Below are 17644 nucleotides of genomic sequence, written 5' to 3'. Positions count from 1 at the left end.
ATTAAAGTGACTGATTCATCAGGAAGTGAGTTTTCCATCCGGAAGCTTCCTGAGTGCCTAGCGCCTTATCGAATCCGTATGCAAAATCGAAACCGATGAGGCCGAAGGCCCCCATATACACCCGCACGCCAAAGCCTGCGGAGCGCTTCAGCTGGAATGGATTGTAGTTGCTCCATTTATTCCAGACATTCCCGCCTTCCACAAAACCAAGCCCGAAGATTTTGGCGGTATTGTTCAGAGAAATCGGGTAGCGGAGCTCGCCAACAAACCGGTTGTAAATGGTACCGCCGCCATATGGCGTGATGTCATAGGTTGCCGCGCTGCTGTAGCCGTTCTCGGAGGCGTTTTCGTAGCCGCGGAGGGGGATGAGCTCGCGCCCGTCGTAGCGGCCGTTGTAGAGCGCGGTACCACCCATATAGAATCTCTCGAAAGGCGGGGCGCCAAGCTTTTCATTATAGCCCGACATAAAGCCCATATCCGCATAGCTACGGAGGACGAGCTTACCCACGATGGTATTGAAAGTTTCCGCGCGGAATTTCACTTTGTAAAACTCCATCCATCTGTACTTCTCCACCGGCGGCATTGCTGAGTAATCTTTATTTTCAAACAGAGAATACGGCGGGGTAAACTTCAATGAAAGATCAAAGTTGGAACCCTGGGTAGGGAAGATAGGGTCGAAGCCGGCAGAATTCCGGCTGATGCCAAGGTTGATAGAGAAGTTGTTGGTATTCCCGTTGTACTCCCTGGTATCCCCGAACATAAAACCGTAATTCTGGAAATTATAGTTTTGGTACTGCAGACCTGTGTACACGGAGAACCAATTATCCGGCCAGGAAAGCTGATTGTTCAGCCCGGCAGAGACATTGAATATCTGCAGCTTCATAGGCATATGGTTCGTACTATCCCAAGATGCAGGGTACCTCACCCGAGAGTAGTTGGTACTTATAGAGAGCGCGGTAGGCCTTTTCCCGTAAAGCCAAGGTTCTGTAAAAGAAATACCATAGTTCTGGAAATACTGCCCAGCCTGCGCCTGTATGGAGAAAGTCTGTCCGTCACCCTGCGGCACCGGCTTAAAATTTTTAAATTTAAGGAAATTGCTCAGGGAGAAGTTATTGAAAGTCAGCCCCAGCGTACCGATAAACGAGCCCCCGCCGTAGCCCGCCTGGAGCTGCACCTGCGAGGATCCTTTTTCCACGAGAGACCAGTGGATATCCACGGTATTGTCCTGCGGATTTGGCTTGATGTCCTGCCCGATTTGCTGAGGATCGAAGTACTGCATCCCCGCAAGCGTGTAGTAGGTCCGTTTAATGTCCTGCTTGGAGAAAAGATTGCCCGGGCGGGTGTAGATGGAGCGGTTGATAACATGGTCATGCGTCACCGTATTTCCCGACCAGGTTACGCGGTTCCAGGTGGCCTTTTCGCCTTCGGTAATTCTGATTTCAAGATTCACCTTATCCCCTTCTACGGACTTTTCCACCGGGATTACGCTGGCGAAAAGGAAACCATTGTTCAGGTAAAGGGACTTTATGTCCGAATCATCTTCTTTTCCGCCATCCTCTCCCACTTTTTTGTTAAAGCCTACCGCATCGTACACATCGCCGGGTTTATAGCCCAGAATCTTCTGGAGGACCTCCGTAGAATAGGTGACATTCCCCGAGAAAGTGATGTCGCCGATGTAATACTTCTGCCCCTCGTTCAGTTTTACATTGATTTCATACTGATTGTTGGCGTTCCGACTCACAGAATCGGAAATGATGCGCGCATCCCGATACCCTTCAGATTGGTAGAAACTGATGAGTTTCTTTTTATCGGCTTCATATTTATCTTCAATGAATCTGGACGGCTTGAATATTCTCCGGAAGCTCAGCCCTTTCTGCTTTGTGTCTTTAAACCCCTTCTGGCGGAGTTTTTTATCGCTGAAATTTTCATTTCCCTCGAAATCTATGCTGGCAATCTTCACGCGCTTCCCTCTCTCCACCTCTATTGTCCAGTCCACCAGGTTCGGGTCGCCTGCATTCGGCTTGTCGTGGATGAGTACCCGCGCATCGGCGAAGCCTTTCTTCACATATTCCTGCGGGATTTTGTGCTTTACAGAGGTGACTAAATTATTGGTAATCTTAGTCCCCGGGGTCAGGTTATTATCCTTGGCAATTTTTTCCCCTTTCGATTTGCTGATGCCTTTGCCCGTTACTTTCACATCGCCCAGTTCCTTCAGATCCTGGAGATTAAATCTCAGCACCACCTGATTCCCTTCAGCACTCTGCACGAATACCTGCACTTCGGAAAAGTTTTCCGTAGCCCAGAGTTTTTTTATCGCGTTGCTGATTTTTATGCCCGGGATTTCTACTTCTTCGTTTTTATTAAGCCCCGTAAAGCGGAGGATCTGCGCAGCACTATAGCGTTTCGCGCCATCCACCACGATGTCTTTCAAAATGTAGGTCCCCGGCTCCATAACGCGCTGCTCCACTGCAGCAGTGGCGGCGCCCTGCATAGGCACTTCCTGCGCATAGAAATGCGCAGATGCCGCAAACAGCAATACCGGCAAGAACTTTAGTCTCATCTTTTTATCTTCTTCTTTATTTTAAACGGTGTCGTTCAGCTGCTCGCTGGTTTTCCCGAACCGTCTTTCTTTTGACTGGTAATCCACTATGCACTTAAAAAAATCTTCCTTCGTAAAATCCGGCCAGAGAACATCGAGGAACTGCATTTCTGCATAGGCGATTTGCCAAAGCAAAAAATTGCTGACGCGGACTTCCCCGCTGGTGCGGATGAGCAGATCCACCGGCGGAAAATCTTTTGTGTAAAGATGTGCCGCGAAGACTTCTTCATCAATGTTCCCAGGCGAGATCTCCCCGGATTTTACCTTGGCGGAGATTTCCTGCACTGCATTCAGGATTTCCCTCTGGGCACCGTAGTTCAGGGCGAGTATCAGGTTCCCTCGGGTGCCATTTTTGGTATAATTCTTAATGCTTTCGATATGCTCCTGCACCTGCGCGGGCAGCCTGCTGATATCGCCGATGGTATGCAGCTTCAAGCCCTTGCTGAACATATGATCCGCCTCGTAAAGGAGGGTTTCCGAGAGGAGGCTCATCAGCGTATCCACCTCATCCGCAGGGCGCTGCCAGTTTTCCGTGGAGAAGGTATAAAGGGTAAGGTAAGGTATCCCGACCTCGTTGCAGGCGTTAATAGCGTTGCGCACGGCATCTATGGCGCTCCTGTGGCCGAAGGTGCGCTCCTCCCCCTTGGATCTTGCCCAGCGGCCGTTGCCGTCCATAATGATGGCGACATGCCGCGGCAGTTTTTCGGAACTGATAAGATTTTTATATGTCGGAGCCATTCAAACTAAAAAATTAATAATGCGGCCAACCGAAATAGTAGGTGATGCCGAGCGTGATGGCGTTTATCCAGTCTTTATCGTGGAGGTTGCCAAAATTTTCCTCCGATATGTACTTGTTTTTTTGGACTTCCAGGGCGTTATAAATTTCATCGTGAGAAAATTTATTCCCCAGCTTGGCGGGGTCATAGATCAAATTGTTGCCCTGAGGCTGTCTCAAAACAGAGGCATCGGTAGGGTTTCCTTCCTCTCGGCGTATGCTTTTCAGGTGAATGTTTTTGCCGGACAACCTGCTGTAATCTACACTGTCGCTATTGGTATACCGAAATTTCAGCTCCCCGGTGATAGCCCAGTTCATATTAAACTTATACCTAAGCCCTGCCCCGAAAGGTATTGAAAGCTTGAAATCTTTAAAAAGCTCATCTTCCGCAACAATTGTTGAGACGATTCTCCCCTCTTTAAGCCTGCTATTAGCTTCTTTTATCGTCACCCTCTTGTTGGAATAAGCCATCGGGCCCAGCCCGCCGAAGATATAAGGGCTCAGCACTCTGTCGTCCTCAAGGTTTACCGGGAGGAAGTTGTATTCAAACATTACATCCAGTGCATAAACGGTGTTGGTGCCGCCGGCGCCGCGCATATGGCGGTAATCTTCTTTTGACCTAAGGTCGCTGAACTGAACATGCGATATCGAGAAATCCGCCCGGAGGGTTTGGTAAGGGTTGAAGTTTTTTCCATAGCTCAGCTCAAACTGCACCGGTAGCCCGAATTCGGACACATTCATTGGTTTTTGGAAAAGAAACGCGGTACGGCCGACATCGCCCACGAGATTCGCCATCCCTGCGCGTACGCCCACATAATTGCGCTGCGCCCCCAGCCTGATGCCGATGAACAGGGTGATGCAGCAAAATATTCGGAAAAGAATGCCCGGTGCTTTCATTTACAATGTGCAAATATAAAACAAAATATCCTTAGCGTTTATCATAATAAGCTGTTAAAAGGCGGGTGAAAATATTAAAAAAAACAAAAACCGCCTCTGGGGTGTGGCGGCTTTTAATCTACTTCCGGCTGGTAAGGCTTTGAACCTTGTTGCGCACGCGGATGTACCAAGGCTCCTTGAAGTTTTTATCTTCGTCGAAATAACCATAGCCATAGCCGTAGCCGTAGCCGTAGCCATAACCGTAGCCGTAGCCATAACCGTAGCCTTTCGGATTTATGAAATCATTGTAAATCAAGCCTATGTGTTCCACTTCTTTTTTCTGATATTTTTCTGCTATCATTTTTAGCATATACTTTTCAGTATATTCATGGCGTACGATGTAGATATTGGCGTCAGAATATTTCATCAGCTCAAAAGAGTCTGCCACGAGGCCCACCGGCGGCGAGTCGATTATAATGAAATCATAGAGATTTCTGAGTTCGCCGATGAGTTCTCTATTTCTTTCGCTCATCAGCAGTTCGGAAGGATTTGGCGGGACGGGCCCTGCCGTTGCCAAATGTAGCGTGGGCACTTTTGTGGTTTTAATGATATCGTGTAGGGAAAGCTCCCCAGACAGGTAGTTGGAAAGCCCAACCTTTTTATCAACCTTGAAATCATCAAAGATTTTCGGTTTTCTTAAATCCATACCGAGCAGGATGGTCTTTTTCCCGCTGAGCGCCAGCACGGAAGCAATGTTGATAGAGTTGTAAGTCTTCCCCTCTCCGCTGGTGGAGGAGGTTACAAGTATCACCTTACTTTTACCGTCGTCCGTGTAGAGGAAGTTCATATTGGCGCGCACGCCTCGGAAAGCTTCTGCTACATTGGATTTGGGCTGCTCTATTACCGAGAGATTGTTTTCATGATTATTCCTGCCGATGATTCCCAGCAGCGGAATTTTCGTGGCTGCCATCACCTCTTTAGGGCGTCGAACCCTGTTATCCAGAAGCTCCGCCGCACCGATGAAGAGTAGGGGGAGGAAGAGTAGGCCTCCCATGATCATATTCTGCGTCTTCTTAATATCCGGAGCGATGGGGCCCTGGCTGAGATTCTTCGCCGGGTCTATTATCACGAGATCGCTCTTTGCCCCCGCCACCCTCAGCTGTGTTTCGTTCTGCCTGTTGAGCAGGCTGTTGTAGCTTGCTTCAATCATCTTGTAGCCGCGCTCTGCGTCCAGGTACTTTCTTTCTTTCTCCGGGAAGTTGTTCAGCACACTTTCCGCATTGCGGATTTTTGCGTTAATGTCGTTCAGCTGCCTGACGAAGCTATCGTTATAATTCCGAAGCGTCCCCGTAGATTTCCCTCGCGCCTCTGCAATCAGCCGGTTGATTTCGCGCATCGGTTCAGACTGCGGGGTGTAGATGGTCGCCATTTCTCGGCGTTTTTTATAAAGTTCCTTTAGCTCATCTACGGAGAATGAGATCTTCGCATCGCTTATCCCCGCGGCTTCCTGAGCGATGATGTTATCAAAATCCGCCCGGTTTAAGGTTCTGGTAATATTGTTCAGCGCCGAGATTTGGTTGAGGAGCTCTGCCTTCTGCTTCTCCAGAGAGTTGATTTCCTCCAACATTTTCTGGTCTTTGTTGTTGATATCAAAAAGGCGCTCGTTCACGCGTAAGTTGTTCATTACACTCGCGGCGCTGTCCAGCCGCCTGCGTGCGATTACCAGATTTTCCTCGATGTATTTATTGGTGTTTTCATCTACAACCCCTTTATCGATAGCTCTTTTTTCTATCAGTTTTTCCACCGTGGTATTTAGGAAGTTTACCGTACCGTTGAGGTTGTATCCTTTTTTTGTGATAATCATTACGCTCGGCAGCTCCTTGTCGAAATCTACACTGATATTCCGCACTATTTCGTTCACGGCATCGTTCACCGTGGAAAGGGTGACAATCACATTATCGAGCGACATTGTTTTTGCTTCGGGCAGAGGATTATTTACCAGCCTGAATTTCAAATTGGGGCTTTCGTACCACTGCCCTATTCTCAGAACTTTGCTCTGAGGCTGCCCGTAGGCGGGTACGCTTACAAACGATTCTGTAAGGTAGCTGTAGAGCCTGGTAGAGTGTCCTTCTTTTGGCAGTTCCACACGGTACTTCCCGTCGCCCGCCGGTTTTAGGGTGATGGGGTAGCCCGTCTGCTGCAGGTGGCTTTTATCTATTTCTATGTTTACGGGGGAATCCGACCAGTCGAGATAGGTGGATTTCAGTGTCCCTTTTGTGGTATAGTTGTAGAAAAGATCCAGCTCCTTTACCAGATACTCATTATGGCTGCGCGAGAGGAGCATTTTCTTTAAAAAAACTCCATCCCGGTTGGAATTTTGCCCCCAAATAAAGTTGATGGACTGATTCGGCGTGAAGTAGCTGGCAGTAGTGTTGGAGATACTGAGCGAGAGGCTGGATGCATAAATCCTCTGCGCGTAATAGCGGCTGTAATATTGGGAGATAAGGTATCCGAGCACGCCCATCAGCACGAACCAGTACCAGTTTTTTATAATTCTGCTGAAGAAATGCCGTACATCAAAAAGCGGGAAACTCCCTACTCTCTCATTCTCCTGCGCTGCATCGCCCGTAGCGGCGTTTGTATTGCCGATTTTATCTGGTATCATATATTAGAGCCTGTCAAGAATGAGGTAGATGGACATTAAAGTAGTTAATATAGATACACCTTGCGTAAGAGTCTGCATAGGGGTAGCACCGAATCCGTTCAGGTTTTTACCGCGTGTGCTGAGGTAGATTTCATCCCCGTTCTGTAGCCAGTAGTAGGGGGAATTCATCGCGTCCTCCCGGGTAAGATCCAGATGGACTATTTTTATGCCCTCCGGATATTTGCGGTGGATCACTATGTTCTTACGGTCCACGCTCCTGTTTAGTCCGCCCTCTGTCGCCAGCGCTTCCGAAAGATTCAGTGTATTTTTGTAAGACTTTTTAGCGCCGGTGAGCCCTGTAGTTTCCACATCGCCAAGGATGTAATAGGTAATGCCGTCTGTGGTGAGGCGTACTTCGGATTTGCCTTCCAAGAAATTCTCATCTACTCTCTCCTGGATTTCCTGGCTCACCTCCTGCAGGGTGCGCCCCTCGGCCTTGATATATCCGATTCCGAATACATGGATATCCCCGTTGAAATCTACCTTCAGGCCATTATAATACTGTCGTGCGTTGGTGCTTTCTCCTGAGACATTTCCGGTACCGGTAGGCGTCTTTGTATTCAGATCGGAGTAAAACTGAGCCGCATCGCCTTTCGGCGTAGTAACGATATGGAGATTTAAAATGTCGTTCTTCGTGATCCTGTAAGGCTGGTAATTGTATGGAATCAGCCCCTCCTCGTTGATCTGCAGGCTTTCGCTTGGCTGAAAATACCGTACCTCGCGCTGCGTGATGCACGAGGTGGCAAGTATGGAAAATATGGCAATGAGGAAAAACTTTCTCATCTGGTTTTAAAAATTTAGCAAAATTAAGAATTTTTTTTTCTCAGCTTTAAAGCTATCTCTGGCAGGTAAGCTCCAATGAAACCTAAAGCAAGTATTATCATCAGAAGCAAATTCACATTCATATGCCGCAGCAAATAGGTAAGCCCAACTATCGAAAGGTAATATAAAATGATGTAGAATGTGGAGCGGCGGTGCGTAAAGCCCAGCCTGAGCATTTTGTGGTGGATGTGGTTTCTATCCGGCTCGAACAGCCCCTTGCCCTCCCTCAGCCTCTTGAGCATCACGGTGAGGGTATCGATAATTGGAAGAATAAGGATGGCTACTGCTATTACAGGCGCTGTCTGAAGGTGGTAATTTGGCGCGCCGGGCAGGTCTTTCTTTATGAAAATATCAATGAAATTTACAGCGGTAAAGGCAAGTAAAAAGCCCAAAACCATAGAGCCCGTATCCCCCATAAATATCTTTTTGGAGCGCCGGTTGGAGAGGTTATAGTATAGGAATGCGGAAACCGCGCCAATAATTACAGCACAAAAAATAACCAGCGGGAATAGCGGCTGCCCTAAACGGAAAAAACTTATGCCGAAGAAAAGGCAGCACAGAACGGCATAGGAGCCTGAAAGACCATCTATCCCGTCTATCAGGTTAAAGGCATTAATTATCGCCACAAAGACGGCGACTGAGAAAAATACGCTTAGCAGGTACGGGAGCTCATTCACCCCGAAAAGCCCGAAAAAACTCCTGATCCGCACATCTGACCCCAATACTATCAGCGCGGAAACCACAAGCTGAGCTATCAATTTCTTGTAGGCGCGCATTACCACGATATCATCCATCACCCCAATGAAAAGAAGTATGATGATGGAAGCAAAAAGAAACTTAAAGCTATGGAAAAGCTCGAAGGCAAATATACTCCCGCTGATGCATATCGCATACACTATGGCGATGCCCCCCAGGTTGGGGATCTTCCTCACATGGGAGCTGCGCAGCCCCGGTTCATCCATAAGGTTTTTCCGCCGGGAAATCTTTATGATGGTGGGGATAGTGTAAAAACTGATCAAAAACGAGGAAAGCACGGATATTAAAAGCTTTATTATAAAAGCCTCCATACCGCCACTCTCCAGAAGTATATCTAAGCTTTGCATTTTTTAACTCCAAATGAAATTACGATAGCTGCCCGGCGTGTAGTTCGCCTTATCCGCCTGCATTTCTGCATAAACAAAATAGTAGAATACCACAAAAGCCAGCAAAGTTGTATACAGATATCTGCGCATCTGAAGATTGCCTACAGCGGCTACCGCGTTTGGCAAAGCTATCGCGCTGAAGACCAGATATATCGAGGTAAGCCTGGAAGAGAAGATAGGGCTGCCGCGCATAATGAAGTAAATACAAATACCCGCAACAGTAAGGTTTCGCCCGTATTCGTAGTATGGTATTTTGGCACACGCCTGCTTGTCGTACATTACAAGAAAGTAGGTATACAGCAGGCAGAGCAGGTCCGTAAACATCACACCGCCCCTACTGTGCTGAAGCGCAATATAATCCGTATAGCCGGCATAAATTTCCTCCGGTGCCACACTGTTGAGGAAGTCCATATAATTGAAAATTTTCAGAGGCGAAAGCGCCATACAGATCAGGATGACGGTAAGAATAGACCTGCTGTTAAAATTATACCGCACAAACCAATAGGCGGGGATGAAAATCACAGACGATTTATGGAAACTCATAGAGAGGTAGATGACGATGAGAAAAGGAATCAGCCTGCGCTGCTTTATAAACTCCAGGGACAGAAATACCAGCCCCATGGCTACGCCCTGCCGTATCTGCCCCGCATCGGAGGTAAAATACTGTGGGAACATATACAGCAACCAGGATAGAGCCGGGTATACGGAATTCTTTTGAAAACTGTAAAATTTAGGAATAATGGAAATAATCGCTATGAAAAATGAGAAATAATGAAAAGGCATTCCCAAATCAAAAAACACCTTCCCTATCAAAACGAAGAGCCACTCTACCTCAATATCGGTGGTCCTAAATGTGGCACCCTCCAATATCTGTGGATAGGTAGCCGTAAGGCCGTAATACTGATACATATTGGTATAGCTGCCATAATCCGCCCCCGCATTCATCCGGAATCCCGAAAATAGTATCAGCGCCATGATTACAAACCATGCTTCCTTATAGTTTTTATACTGGTTCTGATAGCCTTCCATAACGCTGAAGGCCATCATAAACAGCACGGAAACCGTAAAAACCGGGTGTAAGATCTGCATACTACACTATCTTTCTGAGAAGATTTTCCTGCCCCAGAAAATAGAGCAGATAATAAGCTTGCTTTCTCAGCGGCAAAGATAGAAGATAATTTTTTCCGAACCTTCTGTACCTCAAAACCTCTGAAACCTTAATATTTCTTTGCTTCATAAAAAGCTTCAGCCGTGCGGACATCTTTCTGTAAAGCACCTCATCTTTCACAAAGGCGAGATAGGCAAGATAGGTATAAACACCCTCCAGGATCTGGAAATTCTTCAGCTCCGCCTGCCTGCCGCGGAATCCCGATCTGCGAAAAGCCTCCTCCACATCTTCCACCGCACGAAGGATATCCAGCCCACGAGCATTATGAGTTTTGGTAATGGAACCTAAACGCTCAAAATATTGGTAATGATAATTCTGAGTCTGCGCTAAAACTTTGCATTCCAGCAACAACTGTGGCACCAGCTGGATATCCTCAAAATGAACGCCTTTTTTAAACCTCCTTTCCTCGAAGAGCTCCCTGCGGAAAAGTTTGTTGCACGCGAAATAGCTTAAGTCCGAGAATACGGAAAAGTTTTTCCCCAGCTCTATTTTCTCCGGCATATTGGGGATTTGGGTAAGCTTCTGCGTCACTTTTCCCGCTTCATTTACTTTTTGCAGATTGCAAATCACCATCTCCGCCTGGTGCTTTTTCGCCAGCCCATACATTTCCGCGAACATTTCCTCCTCCACCAAATCATCGGAATCCACAAAACCGATGAATTCGCCGGAAGCCTTTTCCAAGCCGAAATTCCGCGCATCGCTCAGCCCTCCGTTTTCCTTTTTGAAAGCTAGAATTTTCTCAGGAAACCTTCCCGCAAACTCATCAATGATTTCCTGCGAATCATCCTTGCTGCCATCATTCACCACGATGATTTCGATACTGTCAATCGTCTGATTGACAAGGGATTCCAGGCACTTTCTCAAATACCTTTCGGTATTGTAAACCGGGACAATCACGGAAACTTTTTTCATAAAGGTTTATTTTTCCAAAAATTTCGGCTTTATAAATCCCCGCTTCGCATCCTCAAAATCCATCCGGGAGCAGGGCAGCCACTGCCCCTCGTCCCTGGAATTCCCGAAATACCACAGCCCGGAGAAAACCTCCTTGTGAAAGGCGTATTCATTATCCCCGGCCAGCACATAATAGGTCTCGAAATTTTTCTCCTGAGGATGCGTGCGCCGTATGTTGATACCTTCGATCAAATGCCAGATCATCTGCGCCAAGAGCTGATGATTCAGAGTGTTTTCCGAAAAGAAATTAAAATTGAAAACGCCCGCAGCCTTCAGGTTTTCGCTCAGCCCCGCCTCTTTCATATAGGCGCAGACCTCCCTTCTGCCCAGCCCGTTTACCTGAGGATGGATGGAAAATTCTCCGCAAAAACTCTCCACGGCATCGCAGCTGATGGTTACCAGATCTGCACGCCGGAAGTAGGGCTCGCAGCGTTCAGGGCTGCCCGCCATTTCCGAAAGCCTTACGGCATCCACCCCGATGTCCGCAAGCAATGCCACAGACTCCCAATCGTTCAGATAAGACTGCAGCCCCAGCAAATGCACATTCTTCAGCGAAAACTCCTTACCACCCAGAATTCTGTGAAAAAAATTACCCGAGGAAAGCATCCCATCCTCTGCCTTAAGTGAAACCTTACTGCTGATGTGCGTGTAGGAAGTTTCTTCCCTGATGCTGCAAACCGCCTTGCAGAGCGGGTAAGACAAATCCTCCGACCCGCCGACGATCACCGGCAGAGCTTTTTGGCGAATACAGGTGAGAAGCACTTCCTGAAGGATGTAATGCGTATCTTCTGAAGACTGCCCGGTGCGGAGGTCTCCCAGATCGGAGATGGGAATTTCGAAATCCGCGCACGAGAGCCTGTAGAGATTTTCCCGAACGGTGGAGAAGTTGCACAGCCCGCCGCCAAGCCCTGCGCCGCGGAAATCCGAAGCGAAGATAAGCGCCACGCCGCCGGGATGCAGCTCCTTTGAGATTCTGTATCCCAATTGCCACTGTTCCGCGCTGATTCCGGATGCCGGTATTAAAACATCAGAAAAATTCATATTCTGTTATTTTTTTGCAGCAGGTTTTTTGGGAGAAGCTTTTTTAGCAGGGGACTTTTTTGCCGCAGTTTTTTTGGCCGGCTTCTTTTCCTTGAAGGCCGTGTCGTCCTGTGCTTTAATCCAGTTTTTCACTTCATCCAGCGGAATGCTTTTCAGTTCTTCCGCGCTGTATTTTTCGCCGCTGCTGTTCTTCGGAATTTTTAGCATTTTTTTTCCAAAACGGATGAAAGGCCCCCACCTTCCGTTCTCAATCGCAATTTTTTCATCCTCCCAATTCTGAATGTAGCGGTTTGCCTCCTTCTCGATTTTCGCCGAAATTAACTCGTTAATTTCCTCTTGAGACAAATTATCGAAATCATATTTTTTCGGTACATTTACAAACAAATCCTTAAATTTCAAAAACGGGCCAAACCTTCCCACACCTTTGGTCACCGGCTCACCATCATAAAACGCCACCGGTTTATCCGCCTCGATTTTTTGGCGGATGACTTCCTCGGCCTTTTCCTGATCCACGCTGAAAGGGTTGGTGCCTCGCCCCAAAGAAATGTACGAATCCCCCCATTTTACATAAGGGCCATACCTGCCAACACCTACGCTAACTGATTGGCCCTCAAAGTCTTGCAAGTCAAACGGAATCTTGAACAAATCCAAGGCTTCATCCAGGGAAATCGTGGCAATATTCTGATTTGGAAGCAGCGATGCAAACGCCGGCTTTTCCTCAGCATCCGTCTCACCAATCTGAATCATCGGGCCATACCTGCCGATTCGTGCCAGCACGGTTTTGCCGGTTTTAGGGTCTTTGCCCAGAATTCTTTCGCCGGTTGCTCTTTCAGCATTTTCCTGAACTTCCGTAATTTTTGGGTGGAATTTCTCGTAAAACCCGCCCAAAACCTCGCGCCATTGTTCCGAGCCATTGGCAATTTCGTCAAAATTTTCCTCAACCCTTGCGGTAAAACCGTAATCCAGGATTTCGGTAAAATTATTCGTGAGAAATTCATTCACCACTTCACCAATATCAGTAGGCACAAATTTATTTTTATCGCCTCCGAAATTTTCCGTCAAAATTTCCTTTTTGATTTCCGAATTTTTTTCCAAGGACATTTTCAGGATTTCGCGCTGCTGTGGAAAGATTTCTGGCTTTTCTACATAGCCTCTGTTTTGAATGGTTTGGATGGTGGGCGCATAGGTGGAAGGCCGGCCAATCCCTAGCTCCTCAAGTTTCTTCACAAGGCCTGGCTCAGTGTATCGTGCCGCAGGCTTGCTGAACTTCTCGGTTGCTGTAATTCTCTTGTAGTCCAGCTTTTCGCCCTTATTTACTTTTGGCAGCAGCTTGTCATCCGCTTCCTCATCATCCTCATTTTTGAAGATGCCGTAGGCCTTCAGGAAGCCATCGAAAACTATCACTTCACCCTGAGCCTCAAAGTGTTGCGGTAAATTCTCATTACCGATTTCGATCACCGTTTTCTCGATTTCAGCCTCCGCCATTTGTGAAGCCAGCGTCCTTTTGTATATGAGCTGGTAAAGTTTGTTGAGCTGGGCGTCGCCAATGTTTTTCACGGAAAAATCCGTTGGGCGAATTGCCTCGTGCGCTTCCTGTGCCGATGCAGATTTTGTGGTAAAATTTCTCGGCTTGGAATATTTCTCGCCGTATTCCGCAAGAATTTGCGCCTTCGCACCGGAAATCGCTTCCTGCGAAAGATTCACTGAATCCGTTCTCATATAGGTGATGAAGCCTTCCTCGTAAAGCCGCTGGGCTACACGCATCGTGGTCGTTACGCCGTAGCCAAGCCGGTTTCCGGCTTCCTGCTGCAGCGTGGAGGTGGTGAAAGGTGCGGAAGGAGAGCGCTTCCCTGGCTTTTTCTCAACATTTAAAACGCTGAATTCCAACTGCTTAGCCTGTTTCAGAAAATCTTCCGCATCATCTTCTTTCGAAAAATCTTTTTTAAGTTTTGCAGAAATTTCCTGCCTGCCTTCGTTCAGAAATACGCCTTCCACTTTGAAGGACGCTTTCGGTTTAAAGCTGCGGATTTCCTGCTCCCTTTCCACAATCAGCCGAACGGCCACGCTCTGCACCCTTCCTGCGGAAAGCCCGGTTTTTACTTTTCGCCAAAGAACCGGCGACATTTCGAAGCCTACGATTCTATCCAGCACCCTTCTTGCTTGCTGGGCATCCACCAAATTTTTGTTGATAGTCCGTGGGCTTTCGATCGCTTTCTGGATGGCATTTTTCGTAATTTCGTGAAACACAATGCGTTTCGTGCTATCCTCATCCAAATTCAGCTCCTGCGCAAGATGCCAGGCAATGGCCTCGCCTTCACGGTCTTCATCGGAAGCCAGCCACACGGTTTCCGCTTTTTTGGCGGCGTTCTTCAGCTCGGCAACCACCTTTTTCTTATCGGCAGAAACTTCGTAATCCGGCGTGAAAGTAGCCAAATTCACACCCATACCTTTCTTCGGCAAATCGCGAATATGCCCGAAACTTGATTTTACTTCGAAATCTTTGCCGAGATATTTTTGGATGGTTTTGGCTTTCGCCGGCGATTCTACGATTACTAAATTTTTAGGCATAAGGGCTTGGAAAATTTTTGCAAAAGTAGAAGATTTTTCAAAACAGACTGTATTGAAGTTTGTCAATATATTATAGACAGAAACAAAAACCGCCCGGCATTGGGGCGGCTTTTTGATGTTGCGATGTATGTTTATAGCGCGTCGAGCCCTGCTTTTACCATATCCCCGACATCTGAGAACCTGCCGAGGGCTACCTTGCGGATGGCGGATTTCGCGAAGCCTTTTACCTGATCAAATGTCACCTGCGGCGGCATAGCGAGGGTACCGGGATCGGTGTATATGTGCAGCAGTGCCGGCCCTTCGTGTGCCAGGAATTCCTTCATAGTACTGTCCAGCTCGCCCCTCTCGCGTACGGCGTAGCCTTTTATGTTGAAAAGTTCTGCCACTTTTTCAAACGGCGGGTTTACCATATCCGTCTGCCAGTCTACAAAGCCTTGCACCTCCATCTCCAGCTTTACCATACCGAGGGAGCGGTTGTTAAACACGACGATTTTTATCGGATACTGATACTGCATCACGGTAGCCAGCTCGCTGAGAGACATAGAGAGACCTCCATCGCCGCAGAGTGCGATGACCTGCCTGTTTTTTGTAGATGCTGCAGCCCCGATAGCCTGCGGGAGCGCACTCGCCATGGAGCCGTGGTTCATAGAGCTCGTCATATATCTTCCCTTTTTCGGGGAGAGCAGCCTCGCCGCCCATACGCAGGTCATCCCTACATCTACAGTGAAGATGGCATCCTCATCTGCCATATCGTCTAGCAGCACGGCTACTGCTTCCGGGTGGATGTGGTCTGTTTTAGTCTGCTTATTCACTTTGTCTCGGTGGTGGGCGTGCTCTCTTACATATTCTTTATGATATTTTTCTGCAAAGCTGTAGTCGTCCTTTGGTTGAACCAAAGGCAGCAGAGCGGCGATTGTATCTTTGATGTCCCCAGCATAGCCGTGGTCTACCTTGCCCCTGCGGCCAATTTGGGATGGCTTGGCATCAATCTGGATTAAAATATTATCCTGGGGGACGAACTCGGCATAAGGAAAATCGGTACCGAGCATAAGCACCACATCTGCATCGTGCAGGGATTTAAAGCCTCCCGGGTTGCCGAGAAGCCCGTTCATACCGCAGGTGTATTTGCTCTCGGTTTTATCGAAGAAGATTTTCCCGCGGAAGGAGAAGGACAATGGAGCCTGCAGTTTTTCCACAAGCGCCTCTACCTCTCCCACGGCATCTTTGGCGCCATACCCGGCGTATATGGCGATTTTTTCATTTTGGTTTAAAATGGCTGCCAGCTCAGCGAGCTCACTATCCTGAGGGCGGTACAGCGGTTTGGGGTGGTAGGTATGCTCGGAGGTCACCACCTCATCGTACGAGGCAGCCGCCACATCCCCCGGCAGGGATACCACCGCCACGCCGCGCTCGTTCTTCGCCACCTGGATCGCCTGCTGAAACATAGTGACGAACTGCTGCGGAGTATTGGCCGCCTGGTTGTATTTACTGCAGCCTTCGAAAAGAAATTGCGGGAAGGTTTCTTGGAAATAATCCGTACCCACCTTCCCTGTAGGCACCGTGCTGGCGATAGCAATAACGGGATTACCTGCGCGGTTGGCATCGTACAAGCCATTTACAAGGTGTACATGCCCCGGGCCGGAGCTTCCCATACAGCAGCCGATGCCGTGCAGCTCCGCATCCATAGAGGCAGCGTATGCCGCGGCTTCCTCGTGCCGTACATGGATCCATTCTATTTCCCCATCTCTGCGGATGGCATCATTCACAGGGTTCAAACTGTCACCGGTAATAGCATAAATGCGTTTTACTCCGGCATCTTTCAGCATCAAGACTAGTTGGTCAGAAACATTCATTTTTAATGATTTTATATTATAATATCATGGAAAGTCATAAATTTGCACGCCTTTAACGCAACAAATTTCTTGCTAAGTTTTGCCAAAAAAATCATAAAAAAAATTTTTTGGAGATTTTTATCAAGAAAATTTGCAGGTTTAAAAAATAGCTGTATCTTTGCACGCACATTTGAGAGAAGATAATGGCAAATCATAAATCAGCACTTAAAAGAATCAGACAGAACGAAGCAAAAAGACTTCGCAACAGATACTATCACAAAACGGCGAGAACTGCGATGAAGAAGCTTCGCCTTGAGGAAGATAAAGCTGTAGCGCAGGAACAATTGCCGAAAGTAATGTCGCTTCTTGACAAGCTGGCTAAGAAAAACATCATCCACAAAAACAAGGCTGCCAACCTAAAGAGCAAGCTGAGCAAGCATGTAAACAAACTTGCTTAATTAGCAAATGGCCCGTTCGTCTATCGGTTAGGACTCAAGATTTTCATTCTTGCAAGAGGGGTTCGATTCCCCTACGGGCTACAAACAACGCTATAAATCAATAGATTACAAGGTTAGGGACTAAAATAGGGACTATTAAGTCCCTGTTTTTATTTTTTTACAATTTACCTTCTCCTCGAAAAACTTACCTTATTCTCAACTTCCTCCGCTAATTCAATTTCTGCGATTCCCAGCTTTTCTTCTTCAAAAGATGGAACTGCACCAAACAATTTTGCATTCTCATCAGCCCGCTCTTTTACATAATCCAATTTTTGATTTTCCAGTAGTTGTTTCTGATTTTCTTCGGTATATTTGGATACCAATTTAGCCTTAACTTCCGGGAGTTTTTCTAATTCTTTTTCTAAGGCCTCAATCTTTTCATCGGTGGACTGGGTCTGCTTTTCAATTTCCTCTACATTGACGCCCTTGCCTGCCAACTCACTAATTTTTTCCTCTACCATTTGTTTAGCAGCATCAATATTTTTCTGATAGAATGAAAGTTGATTTTTCCAATAATCTGAATTTGCACTTCCATCATTAGAATAGCCCAAAATACGGTTGTAGTCGTTCTGGGCTACTTCTGCAAAATACTCGTGGGAGGTGTAACTGCTAAAAATCTAAAAGAACTTCTGCGCCTCTGCAGGCAAATGCCTGCACAGGTTTGTTATT

At 47.3% G+C, this 17644-nt stretch carries 13 protein-coding genes and 1 tRNA gene; 2 read left to right on the top strand and 12 right to left on the bottom strand.

The annotated features are described in order from the left end of the window. Position 1 precedes the first annotated feature (1 nt). The 11 genes from bamA to BUB43_RS04185 form a co-directional block, all read right to left on the bottom strand. Entirely contained in the window at positions 2–2560 is a 2559-nt protein-coding gene (gene bamA / locus BUB43_RS04235) for an outer membrane protein assembly factor BamA (RefSeq protein WP_073178681.1), read from the bottom strand. Between the two features lie 21 nt (positions 2561–2581). Further along, positions 2582–3337 carry a polyprenyl diphosphate synthase gene (uppS, locus tag BUB43_RS04230; protein WP_073178679.1) on the bottom strand — a complete coding sequence of 252 codons (756 nt, stop codon included), beginning with the start codon at positions 3335–3337 and terminating at the stop codon, positions 2582–2584. 13 nt (positions 3338–3350) lie between these two features. Continuing rightward, positions 3351–4271 carry a DUF6089 family protein gene (locus tag BUB43_RS04225; protein ID WP_073178677.1) on the bottom strand — a complete coding sequence of 307 codons (921 nt, stop codon included), beginning with the start codon at positions 4269–4271 and terminating at the stop codon, positions 3351–3353. A 118-nt stretch (positions 4272–4389) separates the two neighbouring features. Beyond that, positions 4390–6915, bottom strand: coding sequence for an exopolysaccharide transport family protein (locus BUB43_RS04220; protein WP_073178675.1), 2526 nt, complete (start codon positions 6913–6915; stop codon positions 4390–4392). Between the two features lie 3 nt (positions 6916–6918). Further along, positions 6919–7737, bottom strand: coding sequence for a polysaccharide biosynthesis/export family protein (locus tag BUB43_RS04215; RefSeq protein ID WP_073178673.1), 819 nt, complete (start codon positions 7735–7737; stop codon positions 6919–6921). A 23-nt stretch (positions 7738–7760) separates the two neighbouring features. Continuing rightward, positions 7761–8879 (bottom strand): glycosyltransferase family 4 protein, encoded by a 1119-nt coding sequence (locus BUB43_RS04210; RefSeq protein WP_073178671.1) that lies wholly within the window; start codon positions 8877–8879, stop codon positions 7761–7763. Between the two features lie 3 nt (positions 8880–8882). Then, positions 8883–10007, bottom strand: a complete 1125-nt coding sequence (locus BUB43_RS04205; RefSeq protein ID WP_073178669.1) for an EpsG family protein — start codon at positions 10005–10007, stop codon at positions 8883–8885. Between the two features lies 1 nt (position 10008). Further along, positions 10009–10998 carry a glycosyltransferase family 2 protein gene (locus BUB43_RS04200; protein ID WP_073178668.1) on the bottom strand — a complete coding sequence of 330 codons (990 nt, stop codon included), beginning with the start codon at positions 10996–10998 and terminating at the stop codon, positions 10009–10011. Positions 10999–11004: 6 nt separating this feature from the next. Further along, positions 11005–12078 (bottom strand): arginase family protein, encoded by a 1074-nt coding sequence (locus BUB43_RS04195; RefSeq protein ID WP_073178666.1) that lies wholly within the window; start codon positions 12076–12078, stop codon positions 11005–11007. Positions 12079–12084: 6 nt separating this feature from the next. After that, complete coding sequence (gene topA / locus BUB43_RS04190; RefSeq protein ID WP_073178664.1) at positions 12085–14646, bottom strand: type I DNA topoisomerase; 2562 nt, start codon at positions 14644–14646, stop codon at positions 12085–12087. Positions 14647–14777: 131 nt separating this feature from the next. Continuing rightward, entirely contained in the window at positions 14778–16499 is a 1722-nt protein-coding gene (locus BUB43_RS04185; protein ID WP_073178662.1) for a thiamine pyrophosphate-dependent enzyme, read from the bottom strand. A gap of 182 nt (positions 16500–16681) precedes the next feature. Between BUB43_RS04185 and rpsT the strand changes: the two genes are divergently transcribed. After that, complete coding sequence (gene rpsT, locus BUB43_RS04175; RefSeq protein ID WP_073178659.1) at positions 16682–16936, top strand: 30S ribosomal protein S20; 255 nt, start codon at positions 16682–16684, stop codon at positions 16934–16936. 9 nt (positions 16937–16945) lie between these two features. After that, positions 16946–17017 (top strand) — tRNA-Glu (locus tag BUB43_RS04170). Positions 17018–17100: 83 nt separating this feature from the next. On the opposite strand, the gene BUB43_RS04165 is transcribed toward BUB43_RS04170, so the two are convergent. Continuing rightward, positions 17101–17526: an SNARE domain-containing protein gene (locus BUB43_RS04165; protein ID WP_073178657.1), complete on the bottom strand. Its 426-nt coding sequence runs from the start codon at positions 17524–17526 to the stop codon at positions 17101–17103. Positions 17527–17644: the final 118 nt, after the last annotated feature.

Origin of the sequence: Cruoricaptor ignavus, assembly GCF_900141665.1 — a bacterium.
GTDB classification, from domain to species: domain Bacteria; phylum Bacteroidota; class Bacteroidia; order Flavobacteriales; family Weeksellaceae; genus Cruoricaptor; species Cruoricaptor ignavus.
Note: the sequence above shows the minus strand (reverse complement) of the source record. Positions and strands in the feature narration are given on the sequence as shown.

Coding starts and splice junctions, on each gene's coding strand:
- BUB43_RS04195 (WP_073178666.1), bottom strand. CDS start 12,078: ATGAATTTTTCTGATGTTTTAATACCGGCATCCGGAATCAGCGCGGAA.
- BUB43_RS04205 (WP_073178669.1), bottom strand. CDS start 10,007: ATGCAGATCTTACACCCGGTTTTTACGGTTTCCGTGCTGTTTATGATG.
- BUB43_RS04200 (WP_073178668.1), bottom strand. CDS start 10,998: ATGAAAAAAGTTTCCGTGATTGTCCCGGTTTACAATACCGAAAGGTAT.
- bamA (WP_073178681.1), bottom strand. CDS start 2,560: ATGAGACTAAAGTTCTTGCCGGTATTGCTGTTTGCGGCATCTGCGCAT.
- rpsT (WP_073178659.1), top strand. CDS start 16,682: ATGGCAAATCATAAATCAGCACTTAAAAGAATCAGACAGAACGAAGCA.
- BUB43_RS04220 (WP_073178675.1), bottom strand. CDS start 6,915: ATGATACCAGATAAAATCGGCAATACAAACGCCGCTACGGGCGATGCA.
- topA (WP_073178664.1), bottom strand. CDS start 14,646: ATGCCTAAAAATTTAGTAATCGTAGAATCGCCGGCGAAAGCCAAAACC.
- BUB43_RS04225 (WP_073178677.1), bottom strand. CDS start 4,271: ATGAAAGCACCGGGCATTCTTTTCCGAATATTTTGCTGCATCACCCTG.
- uppS (WP_073178679.1), bottom strand. CDS start 3,337: ATGGCTCCGACATATAAAAATCTTATCAGTTCCGAAAAACTGCCGCGG.
- BUB43_RS04215 (WP_073178673.1), bottom strand. CDS start 7,737: ATGAGAAAGTTTTTCCTCATTGCCATATTTTCCATACTTGCCACCTCG.
- BUB43_RS04185 (WP_073178662.1), bottom strand. CDS start 16,499: ATGAATGTTTCTGACCAACTAGTCTTGATGCTGAAAGATGCCGGAGTA.
- BUB43_RS04210 (WP_073178671.1), bottom strand. CDS start 8,879: ATGCAAAGCTTAGATATACTTCTGGAGAGTGGCGGTATGGAGGCTTTT.